The 26,847-nt window shown below is 74.4% G+C and carries 24 protein-coding genes and 1 pseudogene; 14 read left to right on the top strand and 11 right to left on the bottom strand.

The window, feature by feature from the left end; genetic code table 11:
- Positions 1-80: 80 nt before the first annotated feature.
- Positions 81-758, bottom strand: a complete 678-nt coding sequence (locus ABZW14_RS03315) for a GPP34 family phosphoprotein (protein ID WP_355338930.1) — start codon at positions 756-758, stop codon at positions 81-83.
- Positions 759-856: 98 nt separating this feature from the next.
- Positions 857-1,489: a uracil phosphoribosyltransferase gene (gene upp, locus ABZW14_RS03310; protein WP_148426441.1), complete on the bottom strand. Its 633-nt coding sequence runs from the start codon at positions 1,487-1,489 to the stop codon at positions 857-859.
- Between the two features lie 127 nt (positions 1,490-1,616).
- On the opposite strand from upp, the gene deoC reads away from it, so the two are divergent.
- The 10 genes and pseudogenes from deoC to ABZW14_RS03260 all read left to right on the top strand — a co-directional run bounded on the left by deoC (position 1,617) and on the right by ABZW14_RS03260 (position 12,883).
- On the top strand, positions 1,617-2,576 hold the full coding sequence (gene deoC, locus ABZW14_RS03305; protein WP_355338927.1) for a deoxyribose-phosphate aldolase: 960 nt from the start codon (positions 1,617-1,619) through the stop codon (positions 2,574-2,576).
- Positions 2,577-2,581: 5 nt separating this feature from the next.
- Positions 2,582-4,012, top strand: coding sequence for an aldehyde dehydrogenase family protein (locus ABZW14_RS03300; protein WP_355338924.1), 1,431 nt, complete (start codon positions 2,582-2,584; stop codon positions 4,010-4,012).
- Positions 4,005-4,829, top strand: a complete 825-nt coding sequence (locus tag ABZW14_RS03295; RefSeq protein WP_355338921.1) for an aldehyde dehydrogenase family protein — start codon at positions 4,005-4,007, stop codon at positions 4,827-4,829. The genes ABZW14_RS03300 and ABZW14_RS03295 overlap by 8 nt, the downstream gene beginning before the upstream one ends.
- 190 nt (positions 4,830-5,019) lie before the next feature.
- Positions 5,020-5,448: a BlaI/MecI/CopY family transcriptional regulator gene (locus ABZW14_RS03290; protein ID WP_355338918.1), complete on the top strand. Its 429-nt coding sequence runs from the start codon at positions 5,020-5,022 to the stop codon at positions 5,446-5,448.
- Between the two features lie 10 nt (positions 5,449-5,458).
- Entirely contained in the window at positions 5,459-6,364 is a 906-nt protein-coding gene (locus tag ABZW14_RS03285; RefSeq protein ID WP_355338915.1) for a M56 family metallopeptidase, read from the top strand.
- A gap of 100 nt (positions 6,365-6,464) precedes the next feature.
- Complete coding sequence (locus ABZW14_RS03280; protein ID WP_355338912.1) at positions 6,465-7,712, top strand: cytochrome ubiquinol oxidase subunit I; 1,248 nt, start codon at positions 6,465-6,467, stop codon at positions 7,710-7,712.
- Positions 7,713-7,723: 11 nt separating this feature from the next.
- Positions 7,724-8,728, top strand: a complete 1,005-nt coding sequence (locus ABZW14_RS03275) for a cytochrome d ubiquinol oxidase subunit II (protein ID WP_355338909.1) — start codon at positions 7,724-7,726, stop codon at positions 8,726-8,728.
- The gene (cydD, locus tag ABZW14_RS03270) at positions 8,725-10,401 is read left to right on the top strand and encodes a thiol reductant ABC exporter subunit CydD (protein WP_355338906.1); all 1,677 of its coding nucleotides are present in this window, start codon (positions 8,725-8,727) and stop codon (positions 10,399-10,401) included. The genes ABZW14_RS03275 and cydD overlap by 4 nt, the downstream gene beginning before the upstream one ends.
- Positions 10,402-10,421: 20 nt before the next feature.
- A pseudogene (cydC, locus tag ABZW14_RS03265) lies at positions 10,422-12,137 on the top strand (thiol reductant ABC exporter subunit CydC); the annotation flags it as partial.
- A 56-nt stretch (positions 12,138-12,193) separates the two neighbouring features.
- Positions 12,194-12,883 (top strand): permease prefix domain 1-containing protein, encoded by a 690-nt coding sequence (locus tag ABZW14_RS03260; protein WP_355338903.1) that lies wholly within the window; start codon positions 12,194-12,196, stop codon positions 12,881-12,883.
- A gap of 16 nt (positions 12,884-12,899) precedes the next feature.
- Here ABZW14_RS03260 and ABZW14_RS03255 read toward each other — a convergent pair whose 3' ends face one another.
- Entirely contained in the window at positions 12,900-13,241 is a 342-nt protein-coding gene (locus ABZW14_RS03255) for a helix-turn-helix transcriptional regulator (protein WP_355338900.1), read from the bottom strand.
- Between the two features lie 116 nt (positions 13,242-13,357).
- Here ABZW14_RS03255 and ABZW14_RS03250 point away from each other — a divergent pair, with 116 nt between their 5' ends.
- The 3 genes from ABZW14_RS03250 (at position 13,358) to ABZW14_RS03240 (ending at position 18,127) form a co-directional block, all read left to right on the top strand.
- Entirely contained in the window at positions 13,358-14,371 is a 1,014-nt protein-coding gene (locus tag ABZW14_RS03250; RefSeq protein WP_355338897.1) for a DNA primase, read from the top strand.
- Between the two features lie 42 nt (positions 14,372-14,413).
- Complete coding sequence (locus ABZW14_RS03245; protein ID WP_355338894.1) at positions 14,414-16,768, top strand: transposase; 2,355 nt, start codon at positions 14,414-14,416, stop codon at positions 16,766-16,768.
- Positions 16,769-16,903: 135 nt separating this feature from the next.
- A complete protein-coding gene (locus ABZW14_RS03240; protein ID WP_355338891.1) occupies positions 16,904-18,127 on the top strand; it encodes an ABC transporter substrate-binding protein in 1,224 nt (407 codons plus the stop codon).
- 118 nt (positions 18,128-18,245) lie between these two features.
- Here the strand turns inward: ABZW14_RS03240 and ABZW14_RS03235 are convergent, their stop codons facing one another.
- The 4 genes from ABZW14_RS03235 to ABZW14_RS03220 form a co-directional block, all read right to left on the bottom strand.
- Entirely contained in the window at positions 18,246-18,839 is a 594-nt protein-coding gene (locus ABZW14_RS03235; protein ID WP_091260490.1) for an ATP/GTP-binding protein, read from the bottom strand.
- Position 18,840: 1 nt separating this feature from the next.
- Positions 18,841-19,218, bottom strand: a complete 378-nt coding sequence (locus ABZW14_RS03230) for a DUF742 domain-containing protein (protein ID WP_091261430.1) — start codon at positions 19,216-19,218, stop codon at positions 18,841-18,843.
- Between the two features lie 100 nt (positions 19,219-19,318).
- Complete coding sequence (locus ABZW14_RS03225) at positions 19,319-19,723, bottom strand: roadblock/LC7 domain-containing protein (protein WP_013283992.1); 405 nt, start codon at positions 19,721-19,723, stop codon at positions 19,319-19,321.
- Complete coding sequence (locus ABZW14_RS03220; RefSeq protein WP_355338886.1) at positions 19,720-23,319, bottom strand: nitrate- and nitrite sensing domain-containing protein; 3,600 nt, start codon at positions 23,317-23,319, stop codon at positions 19,720-19,722. Before ABZW14_RS03220 ends, ABZW14_RS03225 begins: the two co-directional genes overlap by 4 nt.
- Before the next feature lie 384 nt (positions 23,320-23,703).
- On the opposite strand from ABZW14_RS03220, the gene ABZW14_RS03215 reads away from it, so the two are divergent.
- Positions 23,704-24,117, top strand: coding sequence for a uridine kinase (locus ABZW14_RS03215; RefSeq protein ID WP_355338883.1), 414 nt, complete (start codon positions 23,704-23,706; stop codon positions 24,115-24,117).
- On the opposite strand, the gene ABZW14_RS03210 is transcribed toward ABZW14_RS03215, so the two are convergent.
- The 4 genes from ABZW14_RS03210 to ABZW14_RS03195 are packed head-to-tail and all read right to left on the bottom strand — an operon-like array spanning position 24,118 to position 26,842.
- Positions 24,118-25,191: an adenosine deaminase gene (locus tag ABZW14_RS03210; protein ID WP_355338880.1), complete on the bottom strand. Its 1,074-nt coding sequence runs from the start codon at positions 25,189-25,191 to the stop codon at positions 24,118-24,120.
- A gap of 51 nt (positions 25,192-25,242) precedes the next feature.
- Positions 25,243-25,656 (bottom strand): PPOX class F420-dependent oxidoreductase, encoded by a 414-nt coding sequence (locus ABZW14_RS03205; RefSeq protein ID WP_355338877.1) that lies wholly within the window; start codon positions 25,654-25,656, stop codon positions 25,243-25,245.
- Complete coding sequence (locus ABZW14_RS03200; RefSeq protein ID WP_355338874.1) at positions 25,653-26,225, bottom strand: NAD(P)H-dependent oxidoreductase; 573 nt, start codon at positions 26,223-26,225, stop codon at positions 25,653-25,655. The genes ABZW14_RS03205 and ABZW14_RS03200 overlap by 4 nt, the downstream gene beginning before the upstream one ends.
- Positions 26,213-26,842: a hypothetical protein gene (locus tag ABZW14_RS03195; RefSeq protein WP_355338871.1), complete on the bottom strand. Its 630-nt coding sequence runs from the start codon at positions 26,840-26,842 to the stop codon at positions 26,213-26,215. The genes ABZW14_RS03200 and ABZW14_RS03195 overlap by 13 nt, the downstream gene beginning before the upstream one ends.
- Between the last annotated feature and the right edge of the window lie 5 nt (positions 26,843-26,847).

The raw sequence follows: 26,847 nt of genomic DNA, 5'->3' as shown, positions 1-26,847 counted from the left end.
GGCGGGGAAAGCGGTTCCCGGCGCCGCCAACTTCATGATCACCGCTGCGTGTCGGGAGGGGCGCGGGCGGCGGAGGGCTGTCAGGGGCGCTTGCCCAGGGCGGCGTCCACCGCTTCGGCCAGGGCGGCGATGACCAGGCTCACCGAGGGGCGGACGACGCTGTCGTCGAGGCTCACCGTGCCCGAGAAGCCGGCGCCGGCGGAGATCTCGTCCAGGCGCTTGCCGGCGTCGTCGGCCGCCGCGCCGGTCAGGCCGAGCGCCGGCTCCATCCGCAGCACCGCGACCAGGGTGGCGAGCGCGGCGGTCCGCTCGTCGGGGAGCTGCCCGACGGTCAGCGCGTCGGCCAGCCGCTGCCGGATGTCGGCCTCCACCGAGGCGTCCGCGACCGGGTAGCGGTGCACGTGGATGAAGCCCAGCTCGGTCTCGTCGACGTCGCGGACCACGCCCCGGCCGCAGAGGTCGCCGAGGATCCGGTCGCGCAGGCCGTGCCGCAGCCGCTGCACCCACGAGGACGGAGTGTGCGGGGTGTCGGCGGCGATCCGGGCGAGGACCTCGTCGGCGATCGGCTCGCCGGTCGGCGCCGGGTCGAGCACCGCCAGGTTCCCGTCGGCGAACGCGATCCGCCCCGCCAGGGCCAGCTCGACCAGCACCGCGGCGGCCATGCCCAGGTCCAGGCTGATCCGCGGCATGGTCGCCTTGCCGGTTTCGTCGTCATAGGCGAGCAGCAGCAGCTCTTCGGCGAGCGCAACACCAGTCATGGCCCGAGACGGTAGCGGCTGGGCGCACACCGCGCACGGACTCGCCGGGTGCGGTGTCGGGGCGGCCCGCCGGCGGTGCCGGCGGGCCGGTCCGCGGGTCAGAAGCGGGGCATGCCGCCGAACTGGCGGTCCCCGGCGTCGCCGAGGCCCGGGACGATGAACATGCGGTCGTTGAGGCCCTCGTCGATCGACGCGGTGACCAGGCGCAACGGCAGGCCGGACCGCTCCAGCCGCTCGATGCCGACCGGCGCGGCCAGCACGCAGAGCACGGTGATGTCGGTGCAGCCCCGGTCGGCGAGCAGCCGGCAGCAGTGCTCCAGCGAGCCGCCGGTGGCCAGCATCGGGTCGAGCACCAGCACCGGCAGGCCGGCCAGGTCGCGGGGCAGCGACTCCATGTACGCGCGCGGCTCGTACGTCTCCTCGTCGCGAGCCAGGCCGACGAAGCCCATCGACGACTCGGGCAGCAGCCCAAGCGCGGCGTCGGCCATGCCGAGACCGGCCCGCAGCACCGGCACCAGCAGCGGCGGGTTCGCCAGCCGGGTGCCCTCGGTGGCGGTGACCGGGGTCTGGATCGAGTACTTCTCGACGGGGAAGGAGCGCGCGGCCTCGTACACCAGCATGGTGGTGAGTTCGTGCAGCGCGGCCCGGAACGACGCCGAGTCGGTCCGGGCGTCCCGCATGGCGGTCAGCCGCGCCTGGGCGAGCGGGTGGTCAATGACGTGTACGTCCACGATCGCTCAACCTACCGGTCGCGGGGCGGGCGCACGGCGGGTGCGGTCCGACCAGCGACCCGGCTCACGTACCGCCCGCCCGGCGTGACCAAGATCACGCAACGCGCGGGTGCGTAGTATTCGGGGCATGACGGCGACAGCGACGTCGGCCCGGTCGGAGCTCTCCGAGCTGGGACGATCCGAGACCGCTCTGCGGACCTTCCTGCACGGCCTGCCCGGCGTGGACCAGGTCGGCGCGGAGCAGCGGGCGGCACAGCTCGGCACCCGCTCCATCAAGACCACCGCCAAGGCGGAGGCCATCGACCTGGCGATCCGGATGGTCGACCTGACCACCCTGGAAGGGGCCGACACCCCCGGCAAGGTGCGGGCGCTCGCGGCCAAGGCGCTGCGCCCCGACCCGGCCGACCCGTCCTGCCCGCACGTCGGCGCGGTCTGCGTCTACCCGGCGATGGTCCCGTACGTGGCCGAGGTGCTGCGCGGTTCGGGCGTGCACCTGGCCAGCGTGGCGACCGCCTTCCCGTCGGGCCAGGCGCCGCTGGAGATCAAGCTCGCCGACACCCGGGCGGCCGTCGCGGCCGGCGCGGACGAGATCGACATGGTGATCAACCGGGGCGCCTTCCTGGCCGGCCGCTACAAGGAGGTCTACGACGAGATCGTGGCCACCAAGGAGGCCTGCGGCGACGCCCACCTCAAGGTGATCCTGGAGACCGGCGAGCTGGCCACCTACGACAACGTGCGCCGGGCCTCGTGGCTGGCCATGCTGGCCGGCGGCGACTTCATCAAGACCTCCACGGGCAAGGTCCCGGTCGCGGCCACCCCGCCGGTGACCCTGGTGATGCTGGAGGCGGTCCGCGACTTCCGCGCCGCCACCGGGCGGCAGGTCGGCGTGAAGCCGGCCGGCGGCATCAAGAACACCAAGGACGCGATCAAGTACCTGGTCATGGTCAACGAGACCGTCGGCGCCGACTGGCTGGACCCGGACTGGTTCCGGTTCGGCGCGTCGAGCCTCCTCAACGACCTGCTCATGCAGCGCACCAAGCTGACGACCGGCGTCTACGCCGGCCCCGACTACTTCACCCTGGACTGAGCGCGATGTTCGAATACGCACCCGCCCCCGAGTCGCGCTCGGTGGTGGACCTCAAGCCCTCGTACGGGCTCTTCGTCGACGGCAAGTTCGTCGACCCGACCGACGGCGGCAGCTTCAAGTCGATCAACCCGGCCTCCGAGGAGGTGCTGGCCGAGATCGCCGAGGCGGGCAGCCAGGATGTGGACCGCGCCGTCCGCGCCGCCCGCGAGGCGTACGAGAAGGTCTGGGGTCCGATGCCGGGCCGGGACCGGGCCAAGTACCTGTTCCGGATCGCCCGGATCATCCAGGAGCGCTCCCGCGAGCTGGCCGTGCTGGAATCGCTGGACAACGGCAAGCCGATCAAGGAGTCCCGCGACGTCGACGTGCCGCTCGTCGCCGCGCACTTCTTCTACTACGCCGGCTGGGCCGACAAGCTGGAGCACGCCGGCTTCGGTCCGAACCCCCGGTCGCTGGGCGTGGCCGCGCAGGTCATCCCGTGGAACTTCCCGCTGCTCATGCTGGCCTGGAAGATCGCCCCGGCGCTCGCGGCCGGCAACACCGTCGTGCTCAAGCCGGCCGAGACCACCCCGCTGACCGCGCTGCTCTTCGCCGAGATCTGCCAGCAGGCCGACCTGCCGGCCGGCGTGGTCAACATCGTCACCGGCGCCGGCGAGACCGGCCGGGCCCTGGTCGAGCACCCGGGCGTGGACAAGGTCGCCTTCACCGGCTCCACCGAGGTCGGCAAGGCCATCGCCCGCGCGGTCGCCGGCACCCGCAAGAAGCTGACCCTGGAGCTGGGCGGCAAGGCCGCCAACATCGTCTTCGACGACGCCCCGGTCGACCAGGCCGTCGAGGGCATCGTCAACGGCATCTTCTTCAACCAGGGCCACGTCTGCTGCGCCGGCTCCCGGCTGCTGGTCCAGGAGTCGGTGGCCGACCGGGTGCTGGAGTCGCTGAAGCGGCGGATGGCCCAGCTCCGGGTCGGCGACCCGCTGGACAAGAACACCGACATCGGCGCGATCAACTCGGCCGCGCAGCTCGCCCGCATCCGGGAGCTGTCGGAGGCCGGCTCGGCCGAGGGCGCCGAGCGCTGGTCGCCGCCGTGCGAGCTGCCGGACCGCGGCTTCTGGTTCGCGCCGACCATCTTCACCGGGGTCACCCAGGCCCACCGGATCGCCCGCGAGGAGATCTTCGGCCCGGTGCTGTCCGTGCTGACCTTCCGCACCCCGGCCGAGGCCGTGGAGAAGGCCAACAACACGCCGTACGGGCTGTCGGCCGGGATCTGGACCGACAAGGGCTCCCGGATCCTGTGGATGGCCGACCGGCTGCGCGCCGGCGTGGTCTGGGCCAACACGTTCAACAAGTTCGACCCCACCTCGCCGTTCGGCGGCTACAAGGAGTCGGGCTACGGTCGCGAGGGCGGCCGGCACGGGCTGGAGGCGTACCTCAATGTCTGAGCGGGTCGCGGTACGCAAGACGTACAAGCTCTTCATCGGCGGGAAGTTCCCGCGCAGCGAGTCGGGACGGTCGTATCTCGTGCAGGACTCCAACGTGTCGCTGGCCTCCCGGAAGGACGCGCGCGACGCGGTCGTCGCCGCCCGGGCCGCCGTGAAGGGCTGGGCCGGGGCGACCGCCTACAACCGCGGCCAGATCCTCTACCGGGTCGCCGAGATGCTGGAGGGCCGGCGGGACCAGTTCGTCGCCCTGGGCGCGTCCGCCGACGAGGTCGACGCAGCCATCGACCGCTGGGTCTGGTACGCGGGCTGGTCGGACAAGCTCCCCCAGGTCTACGGCGGGGCGAACCCGGTGGCCGGGCCGTACTTCAACCTCTCCGCGCCCGAGCCGACCGGCGTGGTGGCCGTGGTGGCCCCGGATTCCCCGGCGCTGCTGGGCCTGGTCAGCGTGATCGCCCCGGCGATCGTGACCGGGAACACCGTGGTGGTGGCCGCCTCCCCGTCCGCGCCGCTGGCGGCCGTGACCCTGGCCGAGGTGCTGGCCACCTCCGACCTGCCGGGCGGGGTGGTGAACATCCTCACCGGCCGGCTGTCGGAGACCGTGCCGACGCTGGCCGCGCACATGGACGTCAACGCCATCGACCTGACCGGGGTCGCCGACGCCGACCTGGCCGCCGAGCTGGAGGTGAAGGCCGCGGCGAACCTCAAGCGGGTGCTCCGGCCGGCCCCGGCCGACAACGACTGGTACGCCGATCCGGGCATCACCCGGATGACCACGCTGCTGGAGACCAAGACGGTCTGGCACCCCAAGGGCGTCTGACCGCCGTACCGACGAGGAGAGTGGCCTCCGCCGAGCGGACGGCCACTCTTCTCGTGTGCGGGGCTGCCCTACGGTCAAGCGGGCGTGGGCCACCGCCGGGCTGCTCCTGCTCCGGGGCCTGGCCGGCTGGGCCGTCGGGTAGTCCCCGCCGGCCTGCGGGGCCACCTACTACGCGAGGTAGGATTACGGGGTGACTCGGCTCGGTGATCTGGAACGTGCGGTGATGGACGTGCTGTGGGACTCGGTCCCCGCCACGTCGGACGGTGTGACCGTGCGCGAGGTCGCCGACGCCCTGGACGGGCGTGAGCTGGCCTACACGACGGTGATGACCGTGCTCGACCGGCTCGCCGGCAAGGGCATGGTGCAGCGTGAGCGGGAGGGGCGAGCCTGGCGTTACCGGCCCGCCGCCACCCGCGAGGCGCACATCGCCCAGCTCATGCTCGACGCCCTCGACCTCGGCGGCAGCCGGGACGCCGCGCTGGTGCGCTTCGCCCGCTCGGTGACCGGCACCGAGGCGGAGGTGCTGCGCGCGGCGCTCAGCGCCGAGGCCGGGCTGTCCGACCGGGTCGAGGACCCGCGGGCCGGCGGGCCGGCGCTCGACGAGGCGACGGACCGGTAGGGCGGCCGCCGTGGCGTACGCCCTGCACTTCGCCGCGACCATCCTGGCCTGCTGGCTGACCGCGCAGGTCCTGGCCGCCGCGCGGTGGACCTGGCAGGCCCCGCGGGTGGCGATCGTCTGCTGGCAGGCGGTCGGGCTGGCGCTCGGCCTGTCCGCCATGGGGCTGCCCATGGCGCTCGGCCTGAGCGCCTACGAGCTGCCGACCGGGAGCGCGCTGCTGACCCTCGTCGACGACCTGGCCCACGGCACGCTGCCGGCCGGGCTGGGCGCGCTGCACCTCGGCCTGGTCGGGGTCGGTTTCGGCATCGGCGCGGTGCTGCTCACCACGACCGTGCGCAGCATCTACGGCGCGGTCCGCGCCCAGCGCCGGCACCGGGAGCTGCTCAGCCTGGTGGCCCGGCGGGACCCGACCGTGCCGGGGGCGCTGGTGCTCGATCACCCGAGCGCCGCGGCGTACTGCCTGCCGGGGGTGAAGCCGCGGGTGGTGGTCAGCGCCGGCACGCTGAGCCTGCTCGACCGGGCCGAGCTGGCGGCGGTGCTCACCCACGAGCGGGCACACGCCCAGGAGCGGCATGATCTCGTGCTGCTCCCGTTCACCGCGCTCTGCCGGGCGCTGCCCTGGTTCCGCTGGGTGCGGGACGCGCACGAGCGGGTGGCGCTGCTGGTCGAGATGCGCGCCGACGACAAGGCCCGCGAGCTGCACGCCGGGGCGCCCCTGGCGGGGGCGCTACGCCGGTTCGCCGCCGCCGGGCACCGGGTCACCCCGGCCGGCACGCTGGGTCTGGGCGACCGCGACCTCGACGTACGGGTGCAGCGCCTCATGGTCGCGGACCGGCCGCCGCGGGTGCTCGGCGCCACCGCGCTGTCCGTCGCGACCCTGCTGGTCGCCCTGCCGATCTCCCTCTTCCTGAACTGACCGACGGAAACCCGACCCGGCGCACCCGCCGGAGCACATAGGTAGCGAGACTACGTGTAGGCTCCCTATGAGAAGTGAGTCAACCCGTGGGAGGACTGCCATGGATCCCCTGCTCCTCGCCCGCCTGCAGTTCGCCACGACCACCTCGATCCACTTCCTCTTCGTGGTGGTCACCCTCGGCCTGGTCACGCTGCTGGTCGGCCTCCAGACCGCCGGCTTCGTCACGGGCAAGCCGATCTACGAGCGGCTGACCCGCTTCTGGGGCCAGCTCTACGTGATCAACTACGTGCTCGGGATCGCCACCGGGATCGTGATGGAGTTCCAGTTCGGGCTGAACTGGAGCGGCCTGTCGCGCTACGTGGGCAACGTCTTCGGGGCGCCGCTGGCCATCGAGACGCTTGTCGCGTTCTTGCTGGAGTCCACGTTCCTCGGCATGTGGATCTTCGGCTGGCACCGGCTGCGGCGCGGGGTCCACCTGGCGTTGCTCTGGGGCGTCGCGCTCACCGCGTACGCCTCGGCGTTCTGGATCATGGTGGCCAACGCGTGGCTCCAGCACCCGGTCGGCTACGAGGTGCGCGACGGCATCGCCCACCTCACCGACTTCGGCGCGCTGCTCACCAACCCCACGCTCGGCTTCGCCTTCGGCCACGTGGTCTCCGCCGGCCTGGTCACCGGCGGGCTGCTGATGGCCGCGGTCAGCGCCGGGCACCTGCTGCGGCGTACCCCCGACTTCGTGCTCTTCCGGAAGTCGCTGCGGATCGGCCTGATCACCGCGGCGCTCGCGGTGACCACGCTCCAGGGCTTCGGCTTCGCGCAGTTCGGGCCGGTCGGCGAACTCCAGCCGACCAAGTTCGGCGGCGGGGCCGACCGCGACGCGCTGGTCGCCGAGTGGACGGCGCGGTTCGGCCCGGGCGACTACACCCCGCCGGTGCTGTCCAACGTCGGCCTCGGCTTCATGATCCTGATCGGCTTCACCCTGGGCTGCGCCTGGCTCCTGCTGCCGCTGCTCTGGCGGGACTGGATCATCCGGCTGAAGTTCCCGCTCTGGCTGCTGCTGCTCGGCGTGCCGCTGCCCTTCGTCGCGGTGATCCTCGGCTGGATCGCCCGGGAGGTGGGGCGCCAACCCTGGGTCGCGTACGGGCTGCTGCCCACCGGGCAGGCCGTCTCGCCCGTGAGCCCCGGGCTGATGCTCACCTCGCTGATCGGCTTCACGCTGCTGCTGGGCACCCTGGCCGTCACCAACTGGGTGCTGCTGGTCCGGCACGCCGCCCGGGGCGCGCACGACCCCGCGCTCGGCCGCCCGCCCGCGCCGGACACCGACCACCACCCCCACCCCGTGTTCGCCTGAGGGAGCCCGCCGTGGAACTCGCCTGGTACGCCCTGCTCGGCCTCTTCTTCGCCACCTACCTCGTGCTCGGCGGCTACGACTACGGCGTCGGGCTGCTGCTGGCCCGCGGCTCGACCGGACCGGCCCGCCGGGCCGCGCTGAACGCCGTGGGGCCGTTCTTTCTCGGCAACGAGGTCTGGCTGGTGGCCGCGGTCGGCATCCTGTTCGGCGCCTTCCCCACCCTGGAGGGCGAACTGCTCTCCGGCACCTACCCGGCGGTGCTCGGCGCGCTCGCCGGGGTGGTGCTGGTGACCGCCGGGGTGCAGCTCCGCGGCCGGCCGCGGTCCGCCGCCGCCCGCGCCGGCTGGGACCGGGTGGTGGTGGCCGGCAGCGTGCTCGCCGCGCTCGGCTGGGGCGCGTTGCTCGGCGCGCTGCTCCAGGGCGTGCCGGCCGGTCACGGGAATGCGACCGGGTTCGGGCACCTGTTCACCCCGTTCGTGGCCGCGGCCGCGCTCGCGCTGCTCGCGCTGGTCGCCGTGCACGGTGCGACCTTCCTCACGCTGCGGCTGCCGGCCGCCGACGTGCCGTCGGTCGCCCGGCTGGCCCGCGGGCTGGTGCCGGCGGCGCTCACCGCGGTCGCCACCGCCACCGTCCTGGGCCTGCTCTCCGACCGGGTACGCGCCGCCGTCGGCCGCCCGGCGGTCGCCGTACTCCTGCCGTTGGCGCTGGTGGCGGCGCTGCTGGTGGCCCGCGCGGCGCTGCGCCGGGGCCGGGCCGGGGTCGCCTTCGCGGCGAGCAGCGCGGCGCTGGCCCTGCCGGCGCCGCTGGTCGGCGCGGCGCTCTGGCCCCGGGTGCTGGTCTCCACCGTCGACCCGGCGGCGTCCCTGACCGTGGCCGACGCCGCCGCGAGCGGCCCGACGCTGGCCCTGCTGGGCTGGCTGGCGCTGCCGCTCGTACCGGCCCTACTAGGCTTTCAGGCGATGTGCTGGTGGGTGTTCCGGGGACGGACCGACGGCAGGGCACCGGTGTACTGGTGAACCGCCGCCCGTTCGACCCGCGGCTGCTGCGCCGGGTCCCCGCGGCCCGGCGCGACCTCGCCGTGCTCGCGGTGCTGGGCGGGCTGACCGCGCTGCTCGTGGTCGCCCAGGCCACCGCGCTGGCCACCCTGCTGGCGACCGCGATCGACGGGCGGCTGCACCGGCCCGCGCTGGCGGGTTTCGTGGCGGCGGTCGCGGCCCGGTCGCTGGTGAGCTGGGCGCAGGGCACGGTGGCGGCGAGGGCGGCGGCCACGGTCAAGGCCGCCCTCCGGGCCGACCTGCTACGCGCGGTCGGCCGGCACGGCCCCACCTGGGTCGCCGGCCGGCGGGCCGGGCAGCTCGCCACCCTCGCCGGGCGCGGGCTGGACGCGCTCGACCCCTACTTCACCGGCTACCTGCCGCAGCTCGTGCTGAGCGTGACCGTGCCGCTGGCCGTGCTGGCCCGCATCGTGCTCGCCGACTGGAGCTCGGCGCTGATCATCGCGCTGACCATCCCGCTCATCCCGATCTTCGGGGCGCTGCTCGGCTGGCAGGCGCAGGCCGCCACCGAGCGGCAGTGGCGGCGGCTGTCGCTGCTCGGCGGGCACTTCCTCGACATGGTGGCCGGGCTGCCCACCCTGCGCGCGTTCGGCCGGGCCCGGGCCCAGGTCGACGTGGTGCGCCGGATGGCCGACGGGCACCGCCAGGCCACCATGAAGACGCTGCGGATCGCCTTCCTGTCGGCGCTGGTCCTCGAACTGGTCGCCACCCTCTCGGTGGCGCTGGTCGCCGTGCCGGTCGGCATCCGGCTGCTCGGCGGCGGGATCACGCTCGCCACGGCGCTGCTGGTGCTGCTGCTCACGCCGGAGGCGTACCTGCCGCTGCGGGCGGCGGGCAGCCGGTTCCACGCCAGCATGGAGGGGCTGACCGCGCTGGACGAGGCGCTCACCCTCTCCGCGCTGCCCGAGTCGGCCGCCCCGGAAGCCGCGCGGCCGGCGCCTGACGGCCGCGGCGAGATCCGCTTCGAGAACGTGACCGTCGCGTACGAGCGCACGACGGCGCTGCGGGACGTCACGCTCACCATCGGCCCCGGCGAGCGCGTCGCCGTCATCGGGCCCAGCGGGGCGGGCAAGAGCACCCTGCTCGGCCTCCTGCTCGGCTTCGTCACCCCGACGGCCGGCCGGTTCACCGTCGACGGGGTGGACCTCGCCGGTGTCGACCTGGACACCTGGCGGCGGGAGCTGGCCTGGGTGCCGCAGCGCGCCCACCTCTTCGCCGGCTCGCTCGCCGACAACATCCGCCTCGGCGCCCCCGACACCCCGGACTCCGCGCTGGCCGGCGCGGTCACCGACGCCGCGCTGGACGAGGTGGTCGCCGCCCTGCCCGACGGGCTCGGCACCACGCTCGGCGAGCGCGGGCACGGCCTGTCCAGCGGCCAGCGGCAGCGGGTCGCGCTGGCCCGGGCGTTCCTCCGGGACGCCCCGCTGGTGCTCCTCGACGAGCCGACCGCCCGGCTCGACAGTGCCAGCGAGGCGATCGTGCTCGCGGCCACCCGGCGGCTGGTCGCCGGGCGCACCGCGCTGCTGGTCGCGCACCGGCCCGCGCTGCTGGAGGACGCCGACCGGATCCTCCGGGTCGAGGACGGCCGGGTCACCGAGCTGAGCCGGGTACCGGCCGGGAAGGTCACGCCATGACCGAGGAACCCGAGCGGGCGGTGCTGCGGCTGGCCCGACCCTACCTGGGCCGCCTGCTGGGCGCCGGGCTGCTCGCCGCGGCCACCGAGTTCGCCGGCCTGGCCCTGATGGCCACGGCCACCTGGCTGCTGATGAGCGCCGCCGGCCGGCCACCGCTGGACCGGCTCACCGTGGCGATCGTCGCGGTGCGCGCGCTCGCGGTCAGCCGGGGCGTCTTCCGCTACACCGAGCGGCTGGCCGGCCACGACGCGGTGCTCCGCATGATCACCGACGTCCGGGCCCGGGTGTTCGCCACCCTGGTCGCCCGGCGCGACGCCGCGGCCCGCACCGGTGACGCGCTGAGCCGGCTGGTCTCCGACGTGGAGGCCGTGCAGGACCTGCTGCTGCGGGTGCTGGTGCCGGGGGCGGCGGCCGCGCTGGTGAGCGTGCTCGCCGTCGGCAGCGCAGCGCTGATCTCGCCGCCGGCCGCAGGTGTGCTGGCCGTCGGGCTGCTGGTGGCCGGGGTGGCGCTGCCCGCGCTGGCCGCCCGGCTCACCCGGCGGGCCGCCGACGAGGTGGCCCCGCTGCGCGGCGCGCTCGCTGTGGACGCGGTCGACCTGACCCATGGCGCCGCCGACCTGGCCGCCTTCGGGGCGACCGGCACGGCGCTGGCCGCCGCCGAGGGCCGGGCCGGCCGTCTCGCCCGGCTGGAACGCCGGCTCGCCGCGACCGGCTTCGCCGTGGACGCGGCCGGGGTGCTGGTCGGCGGGCTCACCGCCGCCGCCGTGGTGGTCGTCGCGCTGCGCGGGGGCGTCGGTGGGGTGCTGGTCGGCGTCCTGGCGGTGGGCACGCTGGCCACCGTCGAGGTGTCCCTCGCGCTGGTCGGGGCGGCCCGGCAGCGCACCCAGCTCCGCGCCGGCCTGGCCCGGGTCGCCGACCTGCTCACCGGGGCCGGGGAACCGGCGCCCACCGCACCCGCCGGCCCGGCGCCGAGCGGGCACGGCGTCCGGTTCGCGGGCGTGACCGTCCGCTACCGGGCCGGAGCGGCACCGGCCCTGGCCGGAGTGGACCTGGACCTGCCGCCCGGCCGGCGGGTGGCCGTGGTGGGGCCGAGCGGCGCCGGCAAGAGCACCCTGGCCGCCGTGCTCACCGGCGCGGTACGCCCCGACGCCGGCCGGGTCACCGTGGGCGGCGTGGACGTGTCCGACCTGCCGGCCGAGGAGCTGCCGCGGACGGTCGGCGGCCTGCTCGCCGAGGCGTACGTCTTCCACGCCACGGTCCGGGAGAACCTGCTGCTCGGAAGGCCCCGCGCCGACGAGACGGAGCTGACCGCCGCCACCCGGGCGGCCGGCCTGCTGGACTGGGTACGCGCCCAGCCGGAGGGCTGGGAGACCGTGGTCGGCGAGGAGGGCGGGCAGCTCTCCGGCGGGCAGCGGCAGCGGCTCGCGCTGGCCCGGGCGCTGCTGGCCGCCCCACCGGTGCTGGTGCTGGACGAGCCGACCGAGGGCCTCGACCCGGCGGCCGCCGACGCGGTGCTCGCCTCGGCGCTGGCCGCCACCCCGGCCGGGCACTCGGTGCTGCTGATCAGCCACCGGCTCAGCGGCCTCGCTGACCTGGACGAGATCGTGGTGCTCGACGCGGGCCGGGTCGTGCAGCGCGGCCGGCACGAGGAGCTGGTGGCCCGGCCGGGCTGGTACCGCGAGCAGTGGCTGCTCCAGGAGGCGGCCGAGCGCGGCTATCTCGCCCTCGCCCCCTGAGCGTTTCCGGGGTTTTCCCCGACGCGGCCGGCCCGGTGCGGTGGCAGGGTGGTCCCATGCGGGGGTACGAGGAGATCCGCGTCGACGAGCGGCTGCGCGAGCTGGCCGGGCAGCTGCACGGGCCGGCCCGCCTCAAGGCGGACCTGCTGACCGAGGCGCGGCACGCGCTGGAGGACGCCGTCGAGGCGTACCGCGAGGGCGGCCTGCCGGTCGCGGAGGCGGAGCGGCGGGCGGTGGCCGAGTTCGGCTCCCCGGCCCAGCTCGCTCCCGGCTACCAGGCCGAGCTGGCCGCCGGGGCGCTGCGCGGGCTGGCGCTGCGGGCGCTGGCGGTGGCGGCGGTGCTGATGGTCGGCGGCGACCTGACCTGGCGGGGGTCGAGCTGGAGCGACGGGCCTCGCCCACCGGAGGGCTACCTGCTGCTCTCCGCCTCGTTGCACGAGATCTGGGGCGTCATCGCGGGGCTGGCCCTGGCCGGGCTGCTGCTGGGCGTGCTCGCCGCCCGGCACGAATCGCCCCGGCTCGGCCGCCTGGCGCGCGCCGCGGGCTTCGGGCTGACCGGCGGGCTGGCGCTCGGCGCGCTCGCCGGCAGCGCCCTGTTCGGCTGGTCGGTACACCTCTGGGACGCGGCGCTGACCTGGCCGCCGATGATCATCGGGGCGGTGCTGGTCAGCGCGGGCTGGTTCGCCCTGGCCCGGGCCGCCCGCTGCTGGCTGCGCACCACCCTCGGGCCGCGCGCCGCCGCGTGACCCCGTGAGGGCCGGTTCAGGCCGGGGTGGCGGGCGGCTCGCCGGCGCCGAGGAAGCGGCCCACGGTGGCGCTGAACTCCTGCCACCCCGCGCGTTCCCCGGCGAGCGCCCGGCCGCCGGCCTCGGTGAGCTGGTAGGTGCGCCGCTCCCGGCCGTTGACGGTGCTCCAGGCGCTGGCCACGTAGCCGGCCCGTTCGAGGCGGCGCAGCGCCGGATAGATCGTGCCGGTGGGCAGGTCGAGGGTGCCGCCGCTGCGGGCCCGGAGCGCCTCGATGATCGCGTAGCCGTGGAGGGCGCCCTGCTCCAGCACCGCGAGAAGCAGCGCATCCAGGTGTCCGTGCAGCGCCTGGGCCTTCATGCGTAGCAAGCCTACTTGTCCGCGGGTCGGGACGCCACCGGGGTGCGGCTCCCGGCGACGGCGGGACGCCCACTAGGGTATGTGCGCAGAGTCACTCGGCGGCCGAGCGCCGCCGGGTGGGGAACCCGAAGCACACGGAGGTCAGCGTGGCCCGCCAGTCGCCCCAACGGCCCGACGCCGACGAGCCCGAGCTCGACGACACCACCGCGTCGGCCGAAGCAGACGAGGTCGAGGTCGACCGCCCGGCGGCGGACCGAGCGCTCTGGGACGAGCTGCGGATCGACCCGGTGGAGATCGCCCTGCCCGCCGGCACCGGCTTCACGCTGCGGGCCTACCGGCCCGCGCGCGAGCTGACCCCGACCGACGTCGCCGAGCGCGACCAGGACGACCCCTTCCTGGCCCGCCGCCAGGTCGTCGAAGCCGAGGACGACGAGGAGGTGGTGATCCTCGACGAGGAGTTCGCCGCCCTCGCCGCCGAGAAGGACGAGGACGACGAGGAGCCGGCCCGGCGTCGCCGCCGCGGCAAGGCCGATGCCACGGACGAGGATGCCGAGGACGCGGAGGCCGCGGAGGCCGCGGAGGCCGCGGACGAGGACGGCGAGGAAGCCGACGAGGACGAGGACGAGGCGGACGCCGCGGGCGACGAGGAGGTGCCCGTCTTCCTCACCCACCGCGGCAAGCTGCTGCTGTTCAAGACCCCGGAATCGCTGGTCAGTTTCATCCGGTCCGGTGCGCCCAACGACCTGTCTCAACTGGACAGCTGGAATGAACTGTCCGAACGGGTTGAACCGGCCGACATCGCCCCGCTGGACGAGGACACCTACGAGCTCGACCTGGTAGTGGAGAACCTCCGCGGCGGCCACGACGCGTGGGACCCGACGCTGCTGATCGAAGCCGGCGAGATCGCCCGTGACCTGTCGTACGCGCTGCGGCTACCCGCCGTGCTCGACATGCTCTCCGCCGGCTCCAGCCTGGACGACCTGGACGAGGCGCTGCGCGCTTCTGTCAATGGCGGAATCGGTGGATTCATGGGCCGGCGCCGACTGAAGAAAATCGGGGCACAAACCGCAAGTTTGGGTTGGCGCACCATTGTCGGCAAGATCTCTGCTGTTGTGGACTGGCGCGACTGACCCCGAGCGGGGAGCATCAGTCTCTGGCAGAACAAGACCTGTGTGTCCCGGGAGGAGGACGACGCCGTGGCGCTCGTGCGCGTGTACTGCGGTCTGGCCTCGGCGGATCCGGCCGACCGGTCGGCTTCGGCCGGATCGACGCTGACGTCCGCTGTGGTCGACGACGCAGGCCGTCTGCTGCATGTCTGCGAGATCGGTGACGATCCGGCCGGCTACGCCCAGCTGGTCGCGCTGCTCGTGGAGCGGTCGGGCGGGCCGAGCGGCGCGGCGATCGCGGCCGACAGCGACGACCACACGGTCACCTCGCTGCTCAGTGCTGCGGGTCGGCCGCTGGCGATCGCGGACGACGACTCGGTCGACGACTTCGCCGAGCGCTTCGCCGACGACGACTCGCTGGAGGAGATGCAGTCCCCGCCGGCCGAGCGCCGGGCGGTCGGGCTGGCCCGGGCGCTCCAGGCCGGGGCGCTCTCCGCGGTGACCCTCCCGGCGCCGCGCGACCTCGCCAACTACAAGCAGGTCCTCGCGGCACACGCCGCGCTGGCCAGTGGCCGGCACTCCGCCGCGGTGGCGCTGCGCGAGGTGCTCCGCGAGCTCTACCCGGCCGCGCTGCGCGCGTACCCCGACCCGGCCGAGCCGGTCTCCCTGGCCGTCCTCGACGCGCTGCCCGAGCCGGGCATGCTGGTGGGCACCGTGGCCCGAGGCCGCGAGGTCGCGGTCGCGGCGGACGCCGTGGCCGCCCACCTGGCCGCCGAGGGTGTGGCGGACGCCGACACCATCGACGACGCGGTGACCGCGCTGCGGGTCGCCATCTCCGAGACGCCCCGTCGGGCCACCGTCAACCGGGCGCTCACCGCCGCCGTCGCCGAGACCGTGCGGCAGGCGGTCGCCTCGGTCCGGGCCTGCGACGCGGGCTGCGACGCGCTCGTCGGCGCGCTCAGCGCCCGGGTCACCACGCCCGCACCGGCGCCCGGTCGCCGGGCCGCCGCACGCCGCGGCGAGCAGGTCGAGGAACTCGCCCCGTCGACGCCCACCGGGTTGCGCCCGGCCGAGCCCGCGCCGGTCGCCGAGCAGGCCGGGCGGCGCAGCCGCCCCGAGCCGGTGCCCGGCCTGGTGGGCCGGCGCAGCCGCCCCGAGCCGGTCTCCGGTCCGGCCGGCACGGCCTCGCCCCGGCCGCTCGGCCCGCCGCCGGTGGCCCCGGCGCCGGTCGCGCCGCCACCCGTCGCTCCGGCCCCGGTCACCCCGGCCGCCGCCCACGGCCGGCCGGCCTCCGCGCCGCCCGCCCGCCCCGAGCCGGGCGGTGCGCCGCTGCCGTCGCGGGTGGACGGTCCGACCAACCGACCGATCTCCGCGCCGCCACCGCCGCCGCCCGGCATCACCCCGATCGCCCCGTCGCAGCGCGGCACGGTGCCGCCGGCCGAGGCCGGGGAGCCGTTCCGCCCGACGCTGACCACGGCGGCGATCAACAAGGCCCGGGCCGAGCGGCAGCGCACGGTCATCCCGCCGCGGCCCAAGACCAACCAGGAGCCGCCGACCGGCGGCTTCAGCGCCACCGACCTGACGATCCCGGTGCCGGCGCCCCGCCCCGACCAGGAGACCGCTCCCCCGGGCTCCCGGGCCAACTGGCCGTTGGTCAACACCGACGACCACGACGACCGGGCCAAGGAGGCGCCTGCCTACCCGTACGGGCGGGGTGTGGACGCGCCGAGCGACCCGGGCCGCGTCACCCCGCCCTGGCTCGCCGACGACCTGCCGCAGGAGCCACCGATGCTTCGGCTCGTGGAGCCGCCGCCGCTGGCCGACCGGGCGCTGCGCGACGAACTGAACCCGCCGACCGACCCCGGCCTGGAAGCGCCGCCGCTGCGGCTGGTCGACCGGCCGGAACGCCCGGCGCCCCGCGCCGAGGTGCCCACCCCGCTGGAGCGGCGCCCCGCGCCGAAGGAGCACCGGCCGCCGCCGGTCTCCGACGAGGGCGACGGCGACCTGCTGATCTTCGCGCAGGCGAAGTCCGCCTGGTTCGTCGGGCACGGCGACGAGGCCGACCTGGACTGGTCGACCACGGCGGACACCGGCTGGCAGGCGGCCGAGCAGGCGGCCCGCCCGTCGGTGGGCGCGGAGACCAAGGCCGGCCTGCCCAAGCGGGTCCCGCAGGCCAACCTGGTGCCGGGCTCGCCGCTGCGCGAGGAGCGTCCACTCCGGATCGTCCGCAACGCGGCCAGCCTCGCCGAGAACACCACCGGCTACTTCCGGGGTTGGCGGCGCGGCCAGGAAATCGGCGGCTTCGCCGTCGGCGGTCGCCCCGGCCGTGAGGCGGCCGGCGGCTGGGACTTCAGCCGGGACACCGGCGACCGCGACGACGACCGGGAGTACGAGTACCGGTCCGCGGGCTACCGGTCCTGATCGGAGTCGCGTCCCACCCGACCCGCGTGTTCCTGCCCACACCCGGATAATTTGACGCCGGGCTCGGCCGGCCGGGAGCATACCCGGCGGACCAGCCGGCGGCGGATGTTCGCCGGGGGTGGGAAGGCGGCTCCAATGGCGACACCGGCAATCGACTCCTCCGTGCTCACCCGGCGGGGGGTCCTCGCCGCAGCGGCCGCCAGCCTGCTGCTTGCCGGCTGCGGGCAGCAGGGTGAGCGACCGGGTGACGAATCCTCGGCCAGCAGCGCCCCTGGCAACCAGGACCTCATCGTCGGCGCCAGCCTCGAACTGACCGGCCGGGGGGCCGCGCTCGGCGTGGCCCAGCAGCGCGCCCTGGAGATCACCGCGAACGCGCTGAACGGGGCCGGCATTCCGGTGGGCAACCTGCGGCGGTCGGTCCGCCTGGAGGTCCGGGACAACCGCAGCAGCCCTGGGGAGGCGGCCCGTCAGGTGGCCGAACTGACTCGCGTGGGCGCGCAGGTCGTGATCGGTGGCACCCTGGCGGAGACCTCGGTGGCCATGGCCGAGGCGGCCCAGAAGGTCAAGACACCCTTCATCTCGCTCGGCCTCGGGGACGACGTCGTGCTGCCGCTCGCCGAGCGCACCTTCAGTTTCCAGCTCACCCCCGATGCCATCGACGTGGCCCGCCGGCTGGCCGACCTGATCGAGGCCGAGGGCGTCCGACGGGTGGCCCTGCTGGCCGCCGACGGGCTGCACGGCGACGCCGGCGTGCGGGCGGTGCGCGCCGCGCTGCGGGGCACCGACGTGGACCTGGTCCGCACGGTCCGGCTCCCCGCCACCGGGAAGAGCTTCGCCGGCGCCGCCCGGCGGATCGCCGGCGCCGACCCGGGCGGGGTCATCGTCTGGGGCACCGCCCCGGACTCCGGTGTGGCGGCCCGGGAACTGCGCCGGGCCGACTACGAGGGACAACTCTTCTTCGACGCCGGAGCGGTCGCCGAGGACACCCTGAGCACCGCCAACGCCGCCGCCGTCGAAGGGGCGTACGCGGTGCACCCGTCCTGCCTGGCCGACTCCGCGCTGACCGTGACCAGCACGGCGGATCTGGAGCGGCGCGACTTCGTCAACCGCTACACCCAGCGGTACGGCACCTCGCCCAGCTTCGCCCCGTACGCCTCCGACGCGCTCCAGCTCGTGGCCGCATCGGCGCGGCTGGCCGCCAGCCTCGACCGTGGACGGCTGCGGGCGTTCCTCCAGACCCAGGTGGCCGAGGGCATCGCCGGCGGCTACGCCTTCACCGAGGCTCGGCACGGCGGCATGGAGCCGGACTCACTCGCCGCCTACGTGGTCGCGCAGGGCAGCTGGCGGCTGTACGTCTGACCGTCCACGCCGGTGACCGTCCCGCCGGGACGGTCACCGGCCGGCTGCGCACCGTATCGAGGGGCGGACAGCGAGAAGCGCCCGGTGGCCCACGGCCGCCGGGCGCTTCTTCATCGGATCAGGCGGGGGCGACGGCCCGCGAGCGCCGCATGGTGAGCACGTACTCGACCAGCGAGATCAGCACGTGCTTCGTCGACTCCCGGTTACGGGCGTCACAGGCCACCACCGGCACGTCCGAGGAGATCGCGAGCGCGTCCCGGACGTCCTGCGGGTCGTGGTACTGCATCCCGTCGAAGCAGTTGATGGCCACCAGGTACGGCAGCCGCCGGTGCTCGAAGAAGTCGATGGCGGCGAAGCAGTCGGCCAGTCGACGGGTGTCGACCAGCACGACGGCGCCGATCGCGCCCCGGACCAGTTCGTCCCACATGAACCAGAACCGGGTCTGACCCGGCGTACCGAACAGGTACAGGATCAGATCACGGTCGATCGAGATACGACCGAAGTCCATCGCCACCGTGGTCGTCGTCTTGCCCGGCACCTGCCGGGTGTCGTCGACGCCCACGCCGGCGGAGGTCATGATCGCCTCGGTGGTCAGCGGCGTGATCTCCGAGACCGAGCCGACCAGCGTCGTCTTGCCGACGCCGAATCCACCGGCGATAACGATCTTCGCCGACGTCACGCGCCCGCTCGGGGCCGGCGGCCGGTGCGACATGTCAGAGCCTGCGAAGTCCACTCAGCACCCTCTCCAGCAGTTCAGTGCCCACCGCGTCGTCGGAGTCGTCCAAAATGGTCGGCTCGTGGACCGCGACCAGGCCGTCCGTCGCCATGTCGGCGATGAGCACCCGGGCCACGCCGAGCGGAAGCTGCATCCGCGCCGCGATCTCGGCGAGCGACTGCACGCGTCCGTCACACAGCGCGGCGATGTACTGGTGCTCACGGCCCTGGCCACCGTTGCCAGTGGCAACCGACCGGCCGCGCACCGTCGTCTCGACGAGCGCCTCCAGGGCGATCTCGAGCCGGGGGCGGGTACGACCGCGGGTCACGGCGTATGGACGGACCAACGCTCCGGTCGGCTCGTCACGATCGACCATCTCGCCGCTCACCTCCCTCGTACCCGACACCGGCTCGCCCCGGTGGCATCCGTCCTTGTCGTAGTTGTTGCCGCACCTGACCCACCGGTCAGCGCGTCGTTCAGCCCATCATCCCGACAGCCGTACGTGGCTGCGGGGTCAGAGCGTCGCCCACCCGGTCGACGAGCAGGGCCATCTCGTAACCGACCTGGCCGACGTCGCAGCTGCGCGCGGCGAGCACGGCGAAGGACGAGCCGTCCGAGATGGACATCAGGAACAGGAAGCCGTTGTCCATCTCCACGACTGTCTGCAGCACCGCTCCGCCCTCGAAGCAGCGGGCCGCGCCCTGGGTCAGGCTGACCAGACCGGACGCGATCGCCGCCAACTGGTCCGCGCGGTCCCGCGGGAGATCACGGGACGAAGCGAGGAGCAGGCCGTCGGCGGAGACGGCGACCGCGTGCGCCACACCGGGCACCCGGTCGGCGAAGTTGGCCAGCAGCCATCCGAGATCCTGCGTAGTAGTCATCCTTGTTGCTCCTTCTGCCCGCTCCCGGCCACTGGGCCTGAGCCAGACTGCGAGGACTGCTGCCCGCCCGGAGTCCCCTCCGGGCCGGTGGAGTTGCTGTCGGTCGGGTTGTTGCGCCCCCGCTGCACGCCCCGATGGTAGGCCGAGAGCAGACCCCGTACGCCCTCCGGCGTGCGGCGCTGCACCGACGTGGACGGCTTCTCGATGCCACCGGGCACGAGCTGCGCCATCGGCGTCCGCTTCGGCAGGCCCTTCCGAGTGGTCTCCTCGACCGGGACCTCGGTGGCCGCCGAGGCGGCCCGCCAACCGTCGTCGGCCGCGGTCTGCCAACCGGGCTGCGGCGGGGCGGCGGGCTGCCGGGTCGGCAGCGCACCGGCGTAACCGGGACGGGCACCCCCGTTCGTCGCGCCGTTGTCGTGCGGCGCTCCGCCGGCCGTCGGAGTGTGTGCCATCGGTGTGTTACCTGTCGTCCCGGGTGGTGTCTGCTGGACGGCCCGACCGGCGCTGTCGACCTTGGCGAACTGCTGGGTCGCGGCGCCGTTGGTCGCCGCGGATGGTGCTGCGGCCGCCTCCTCGTTGGGCCCCGGCCGGCGGGTGCGGAACCATGCCGACTCGAGCTCCCGGAAGATTGGCAGCTCCATCGTCTCGTCCGCGTAGCGCTGGCGGTTGCCGGGCTGCTGCGGGGTGGCCGCCCGCGGTGCGGGGGCCGGTGCCGGCGCCGGCCGGTTGACCGCCGGCGTCTCCGGGCGGGTGACCCGGGGCAGCTCGGTGGTCATGTCCAGGCCGGCGGCGAGCCGCTCGGGCACGGCCGGAGCGGCGGCCTGGTCGGGCGTGGCTACCGGCGGCCAGGCCGGCGGGGCGCCGACCTGCGGCGCCGGAGCCGGCGGGGCGGGGCGCGGCGGCACCTGGCTCACCGGAGGCACGGAGACCGGGTGCCCCGCGGCCGGTGCGGCCGACACGGGCTGACCGGAGACCGGCACCCCCGAAACCGGGTAGCCGGAGGCCGGCGCGCCCGACACGGGATAACCGGAGGCCGGCGCGCCCGACACGGGGTAACCGGAGGCCGGCGCGCCCGAGACCGGGTAGCCCGAGGCCGACAGCGGCGGTGCCGACACCGGCGGGACCGGCGGGGCGGAGACCGGCGGCGGGTTGTACGCCTGGACCTCCGGGCTGCTCGGCAGCTGTCGCGGGATGGCCGGCTGCTGGCCCGTAACGGCCGGGTCGGCCTCGGCCGGGTTGCGCCGCTGGGGCAGCGGGTCGATCGGCTGGCCGTTCGAGCTGCGCGGGGTGAAGCCGTCACCGCCCGACAGGGCGTTCGCGCCGGTCAGGTCGGACCAGGCCGGCATCGAGCGGCCCCCGCCCGCGTTGGCCGGGGTGCCGGAGCCGTTGCGCGGCGCCGGGTCGAAGGAACGCCCGCCCAGGGTGACCTGGTTGCCGGAGGCACCGGGGTGCGGGGCCGGCGGGGTGTGCGGGCCGTTGCCCAGGGCGGCCAGGGCGCCGAAGGCCGGGGCGGGACCGCCCTGCTGCGGGCCACCGAAGGCCGGCGCGAAACCGCCCTGCTGCGGGCCACCGGCGGCCGGGAGGGCCGGCGCCGGCTGGCCGCGGCCGGCGAGCGCGCGCGGCACGAGGACCGAGGTGGGCAGCGTGACGTCGGCGACGGTGCCCCGGTCGGCGCCGGGCCGCAGTTCGACCTTGACGCCGTGCCGGGAGGCCAGCCGGGCGACCACGACCAGGCCCATCATCCGGGAGACCGCCACGTCCACCTGGGGCGGCGTGGCCAGCCGCTCGTTCAGCTCGCGGAGCTGCTCGTGGCTGATGCCGATGCCCCGGTCCTCGACGTAGAGCGAGGCGCGGTCGCCCACCCGCCGGGCCTCCACCATGACGTGGGAGTCCGGCGGGGAGAAGGCGGTGGCGTTGTCGAACAGCTCGGCGACGAGGTGCACCAGGTCGTTGACCGCGTGCGCGGCGACCTCGATGTCCCGGTCGATCACGCCGAACTCGATCCGGGTGTAGTGCTCGACCTCGGACTGGGCGGCACGGAGCACGTCGATGAGGGCGGCCGGCTCGCGCTGCACGCGGGTGGAGTCCGCACCGGCGAGGACCAGCAGGTTCTCGTCGTTGCGGCGCATCCGGGTGGCCAGGTGGTCGAGCTGGAACAGCTCGGCCAGCCGGTCCGGGTCCTCCTCGCCGCGTTCCAGCCGGTCGAGGTGGCCGATCAGCCGGTCGACCAGGATCTGCGAGCGGCGGGCCAGGTTGACGAACATGGTCGCGACGGAGGCGCGCAGCGCGGCCTGCTCGGCCGCGGTCCGGACGGCCTCCAGGTGGACGGCGTTGAACGCCTCGGTCACCTGGCCGAACTCGTCCTTGCTGCGTACCGGCAGCGGCTCGGCGATCTGGTTGGCCAGCTGCACCGGGGAGAGCTGCCCGGTGACCTGCGGGTCGCGCAGGCGGGCCACCGCCTGCGGCAGGCCGTACTGGGCCACCGAGAGGGCGCCCTGGCGCAGGTCGCGCAGCGAGCGGGCCATGGAGCGGGCGACCAGGTAGGCGAAGAGGATGGCCAGCAGCAGCATGCTCAGCAGCAGGCCGGTCTCCAGGAACACCTGGCGCTGGGTGTCCGACCGCAGCACGCTGGCCTGACGGACCACGTTGGCGTCCATCCGGTCCTCGACCAGGCGGATCAGCTTGGCGTTGGCCACCATGGTGGCGTCCCAGTCGTCCGTCGAGAACGGCGCTTTCGACAGGTCGCCGGAGTTGTTCGCCTTGATGAGGCTGGTGTAGCGGTCCGCCTTCCGCAGGTCGGAGCCGCTGACCGTCTGGTCGAAGAATTCGGAGTCGGCCTGGTTGGCGACCGCCTTGAACTCCTGGAACGCCTGAGTCTGGCCGGTGCCGCTGGCGATGAACTGCTCGCGCAGGTTCGGGGTGAGACGCTTCCCGTTGAGCGCCTCGTGGACGATCACGCGGCGCTGGGCCAGGAATTCCTTCTGCCGGGCGACCGCAGCCGCGGCGCGCATCCGGTCGCTCAGGTCGTTGTCACCGGCGAGCTGGATGGCCGAGTCACGGATGGCCAGCAGGTCGCTGATGAGGGAGTTGTACGACGTCTGCGCGGCGTCGCTGGTGAGCTTGCCGTTGAAGACCTGGCTGCGGGTGCCCGGGAGGTCGGCCAGTCCCTGGTCGACGACCTTCAGCCGGGCCTCGAACGTGCGCGGCAGGTCGTCGATCGCCAGCCGCTGGTCCGAGTAGGGCGCCTTCGCCTGGTCGACCCGCTGGTTGGCCCGGTTGTACGCCTCCTGGTACTGCGCGCGCGTCTGCACCTCCGTCGCGCCGAGGAAGAGCACGGAGTTGACCCGCTCGTCCTGGAGCTTGTCGGCCAGGTCACCCGAGTAGGAGATCAGGTTCGACAGGTCACCGGCACGGTTGGCATTGTTGAGCGTCTCCAGGTGGTCGACCAGACCGCTGGTGCCGACCACGACTGTCGCGATGGTCGGCACGATCATGATCAGGCCGAGCTTGGACCAGATCGGCATGTCGCGGAGCCGGCTGGCCGGCCGGCTCAGACGCGACAGGAAGGAGCCCGCCGTCGTTGGCCGTTTGCTCACGTCACCGCCCTCGCATTACCGCGTTCGGCATCACCTGTGGGCAACGCCGAGCGACCGACCCGGCGGGTCGGACCTCCGAGATTCCATCACGCCGCCCCCCAAAGAGAAAGCCCAGGTTGTCCGTCGCCGGAGGTGTGATGAGATGTTGATGCAATTTGATAGCAATCCGTCTGGCCGGAGTCACTGAAGGTAATGGAACACCCGCACCGCGTCGTCCTGCTTGCCGGGCCCTCCGGCTCCGGAAAGTCGTATATAGCTCATCGAACCGGACTTCCTGTCCTCTGCCTCGACGACTTCTACAAGGACGGCGATGACCCTACGTTGCCGCGCCGGAACGGAGCGGTGGACTGGGAGTCCCCGCTGTCCTGGGATGCGGACACAGCGGTGGAAACCATCGCCCGACTGGCCCGGGACGGCAAGGCCGAAGTGCCGGTTTATGCGATCGGCGCGGACCGCCGGGTGGCCACCCGGCCATTCGACGTCGACGGATCGCCACTTTTCGTCGCCGAAGGGATCTTCGCCGCCGAGATCGTCGCCGAGTGCCGGCGCCGGGGCCTGCTCGCCGGGGCGTACGCGCTGCGCCGCCCCCGTGGCGCGACCTTCGTCCGCCGGCTCGCCCGCGACCTGGCCGAGCAGCGCAAGGCGCCCCGGGTGTTGATCCGGCGCGGGGTGACGCTGCTGCGGGCGGAGCCGGCGGTGCTGCGCCGGCAGACCGGGCTGGGCGCCGAGGCGGCCCGGGCCGGGCAGGTGCTGCGCCGGGTGGCCGCCCTGCTCGCCGGCCACCCGCACCGGCCGTGATCAGCCGATCAGCTTGGCGTACGCCGGCTTGATCACCTCGTCGATGATCTTCAGTCGCTCGTCGAACGGGATGAAGGCGCTCTTCATGGCGTTGATGGTGAACCACTGGAGTTCCTTCCAGCCGTAGCCGAAGGCGTCCACCAGCAGGGCCATCTCCCGGGACATCGAGGTGCCGCTCATCAGCCGGTTGTCGGTGTTGACCGTGACCCGGAAGCGCAGGTCGCGCAGCAGCCCGATCGGGTGATCGGCGATCGACGCGGCCGCACCGGTCTGCACGTTGGACGAGGGGCACAGCTCCAGTGGGATGCGCTTGTCCCGGACGTACGCGGCCAGCCGGCCCAGCACCGGCGGGTTCCCGGGCGTGATGTCGTCGACGATCCGTACGCCGTGGCCCAGCCGGTCCGCGCCGCACCACTGGATCGCCTGCCAGATCGACGGCAGCCCGAACGCCTCGCCGGCGTGGATGGTGAAGTGGAAGTTCTCCCGCTGGAGGTACTCGAAGGCGTCCAGGTGCCGGGTGGGCGGGAAGCCGGCCTCCGCGCCGGCGATGTCGAAGCCGACCACCCCGGTGTCGCGGTGGCGCACGGCCAGTTCGGCGATCTCCTGCGAGCGGGCCGCGTGGCGCATCGCGGTGAGCAGGGTGCCGACCCGGATCGGGGTGCCCGCCTCGGCGGCCAGCGCGCTGCCCTCCCGGAAGCCGGTGACGACCGCGTCGACCACCTCGTCCAGGGTCAGGTTCCGCTCCAGGTGCTGCTCGGGGGCGAACCGGACCTCGGCGTAGACGACCCCGTCGGCGGCCAGGTCGAGCGCGCACTCGCGGGCCACCCGGCGCAGCGCGGGTCCGGTCTGCATGACCGCCACCGTGTGCGCGAAGGTCTCCAGGTAGCGCTCCAGCGAACCGGAGTTCGCCGCCTCGGCGAACCAGCGGCCCAGCGCCTCCGGGTCGGTGGTGGGCAGCTCGTGACCGGCGTCGGCGGCCAGCTCGACGATCGTCGCGGGCCGCAGACCGCCGTCGAGGTGGTCGTGCAGCAGCGCCTTCGGGACCTTGACGATGTCCTCGTACGAGATTGCCATGCACCGACCCTAGTCACCGGCCGCCGGAACGCGGCACCGGACCGGGCCGGCTCACGGCCGCCAGCCGTACACCCGCTCGACCGCGAGGCGGAGCACGAGCCGGCCGTCGGCCACCATGGCCGCCCGGTAGTCCGCCCAGTCCGGGTGCTCACCCCGGATCCGCCGGTAGACCTCGACCAGTTCCTCGACCGTGTCATCGTCGGTCGCCGCCGCCGGCGGGGTCAGGGTCACCCGGCCCTCGGCCACCGCGTACGCCCCGCCGTCGGCGGTGGTGACGTGGAAGCTGGCCCGCGGGTCGCGCCGGAGGTTGCGCACCTTGGCCCGGTCGCCGGTGGTGGAGCAGCGGATCAGCCCCGGCTCGGCCAGGTAGTCGACGTTGGAGAGCTGCGGCCGTCCGTCGCGGCGCAGGGTGACCAGCGCCCCGCGCCCCCGCTCGCCGAACAGCTCCCAGAGCCGGGCGGTCACGCGGCCACCGCCCGCAGCGGGGCGAGCGCCACGGCCAGCCGGGCGAGCTGGTCGAGCATCAGGTCCGCCGCCGCCGCCCGCCCCGGGTCGGGCCGCAGTTCGCCGGTGTCGTCCAGCCCCTGCCGCAGGAAGATGGTCACCGCCTCGTTGACCGGCACCATGTTCAACGTGGTCACCACCTGCTTGATCATCTGGACCGCCCGCAGGCCGCCGGACGTCATGCCGTAGCTGACGAAGCCCACCGGCTTGTGCCGCCACTCGTGGTAGAGGTAGTCGATCGCGTTCTTGAGCGGGGCGCTGAAGCCGTAGTTGTACTCCGGCATCACCAGCACGAAGGCGTCCGCGGCGGCGGTGGTCGCACTCCAGGAGCGGGTGTGCTCGTGCAGGTAGATCCCCTCGGCGGGGTGGTGCGGCTCGTCGTGGAACGGCAGCCCGACCTCGGCGAGGTCGACCAGGCGTACGTCGTCGAAGCCGGCGTGGCGGACGGCGGCCGCGGTGAACCAGTCGCCGATGCGGCGGCCCACCCGGCCGGGTCGGGTGCTGGCGACGATCACGTTCAGGCGGGGCATGGCGGGGTCACTCCTGTCGGGGCGGGCCGGCCGGGGACCGGCACGGCGAGTCGGGGGATGAGGAACTGGGCGAGCGGCCCGATGGCCAGCGCGTACAGCAGGGTGCCGGGACCGACCGTGCCGCCGAGCAGCCAGCCGACGGCCAGCACCGCCAGCTCGATCAGGGTGCGGACGCGGCCGATCGGCAGGCCGCGTCCGGCGAGGCCGGTCATCAGGCCGTCCCGGGGCCCCGGTCCGAGGCGGGCTCCGAGGTAGAGGCCGGTGGCCACCCCGTTGAGCAGGACGCCGAGGAGCAGCAGGACGATCCGGGCGGGAAGCGCGGACACCGGGGGCAGCACCGCCAGCACCGCGTCGAGCGCCAGGCCGACCAGCGCGACGTTGGCCAGCGTCCCCACGCCGGGCCGCTGGCGCAGCGGGAACCAGAGCAGCAGGACGAGCAGCGCCACGCCGTTGACGACCCACCCGAGCGGCAGACCGGTCCGGCCGGCGAGGCCCTGGTGCAGCACGTCCCAGGAGGACAGGCCGAGATCCGCACGGACCATCAGCGCCACGCTGGCGCCGAAGAGGGCCAGCCCGCCGAGGAGCCGCACCAGCCGCGCGGGCAATTTGGTTGACATGTCAT

It is taken from the genome of Micromonospora sp. NPDC004551 (genome assembly GCF_040609975.1).
Classification (GTDB): domain Bacteria; phylum Actinomycetota; class Actinomycetes; order Mycobacteriales; family Micromonosporaceae; genus Micromonospora.
The sequence above is the reverse complement of the archived record's forward strand: the minus strand, read 5'-3'. Positions and strand labels throughout refer to the sequence as shown.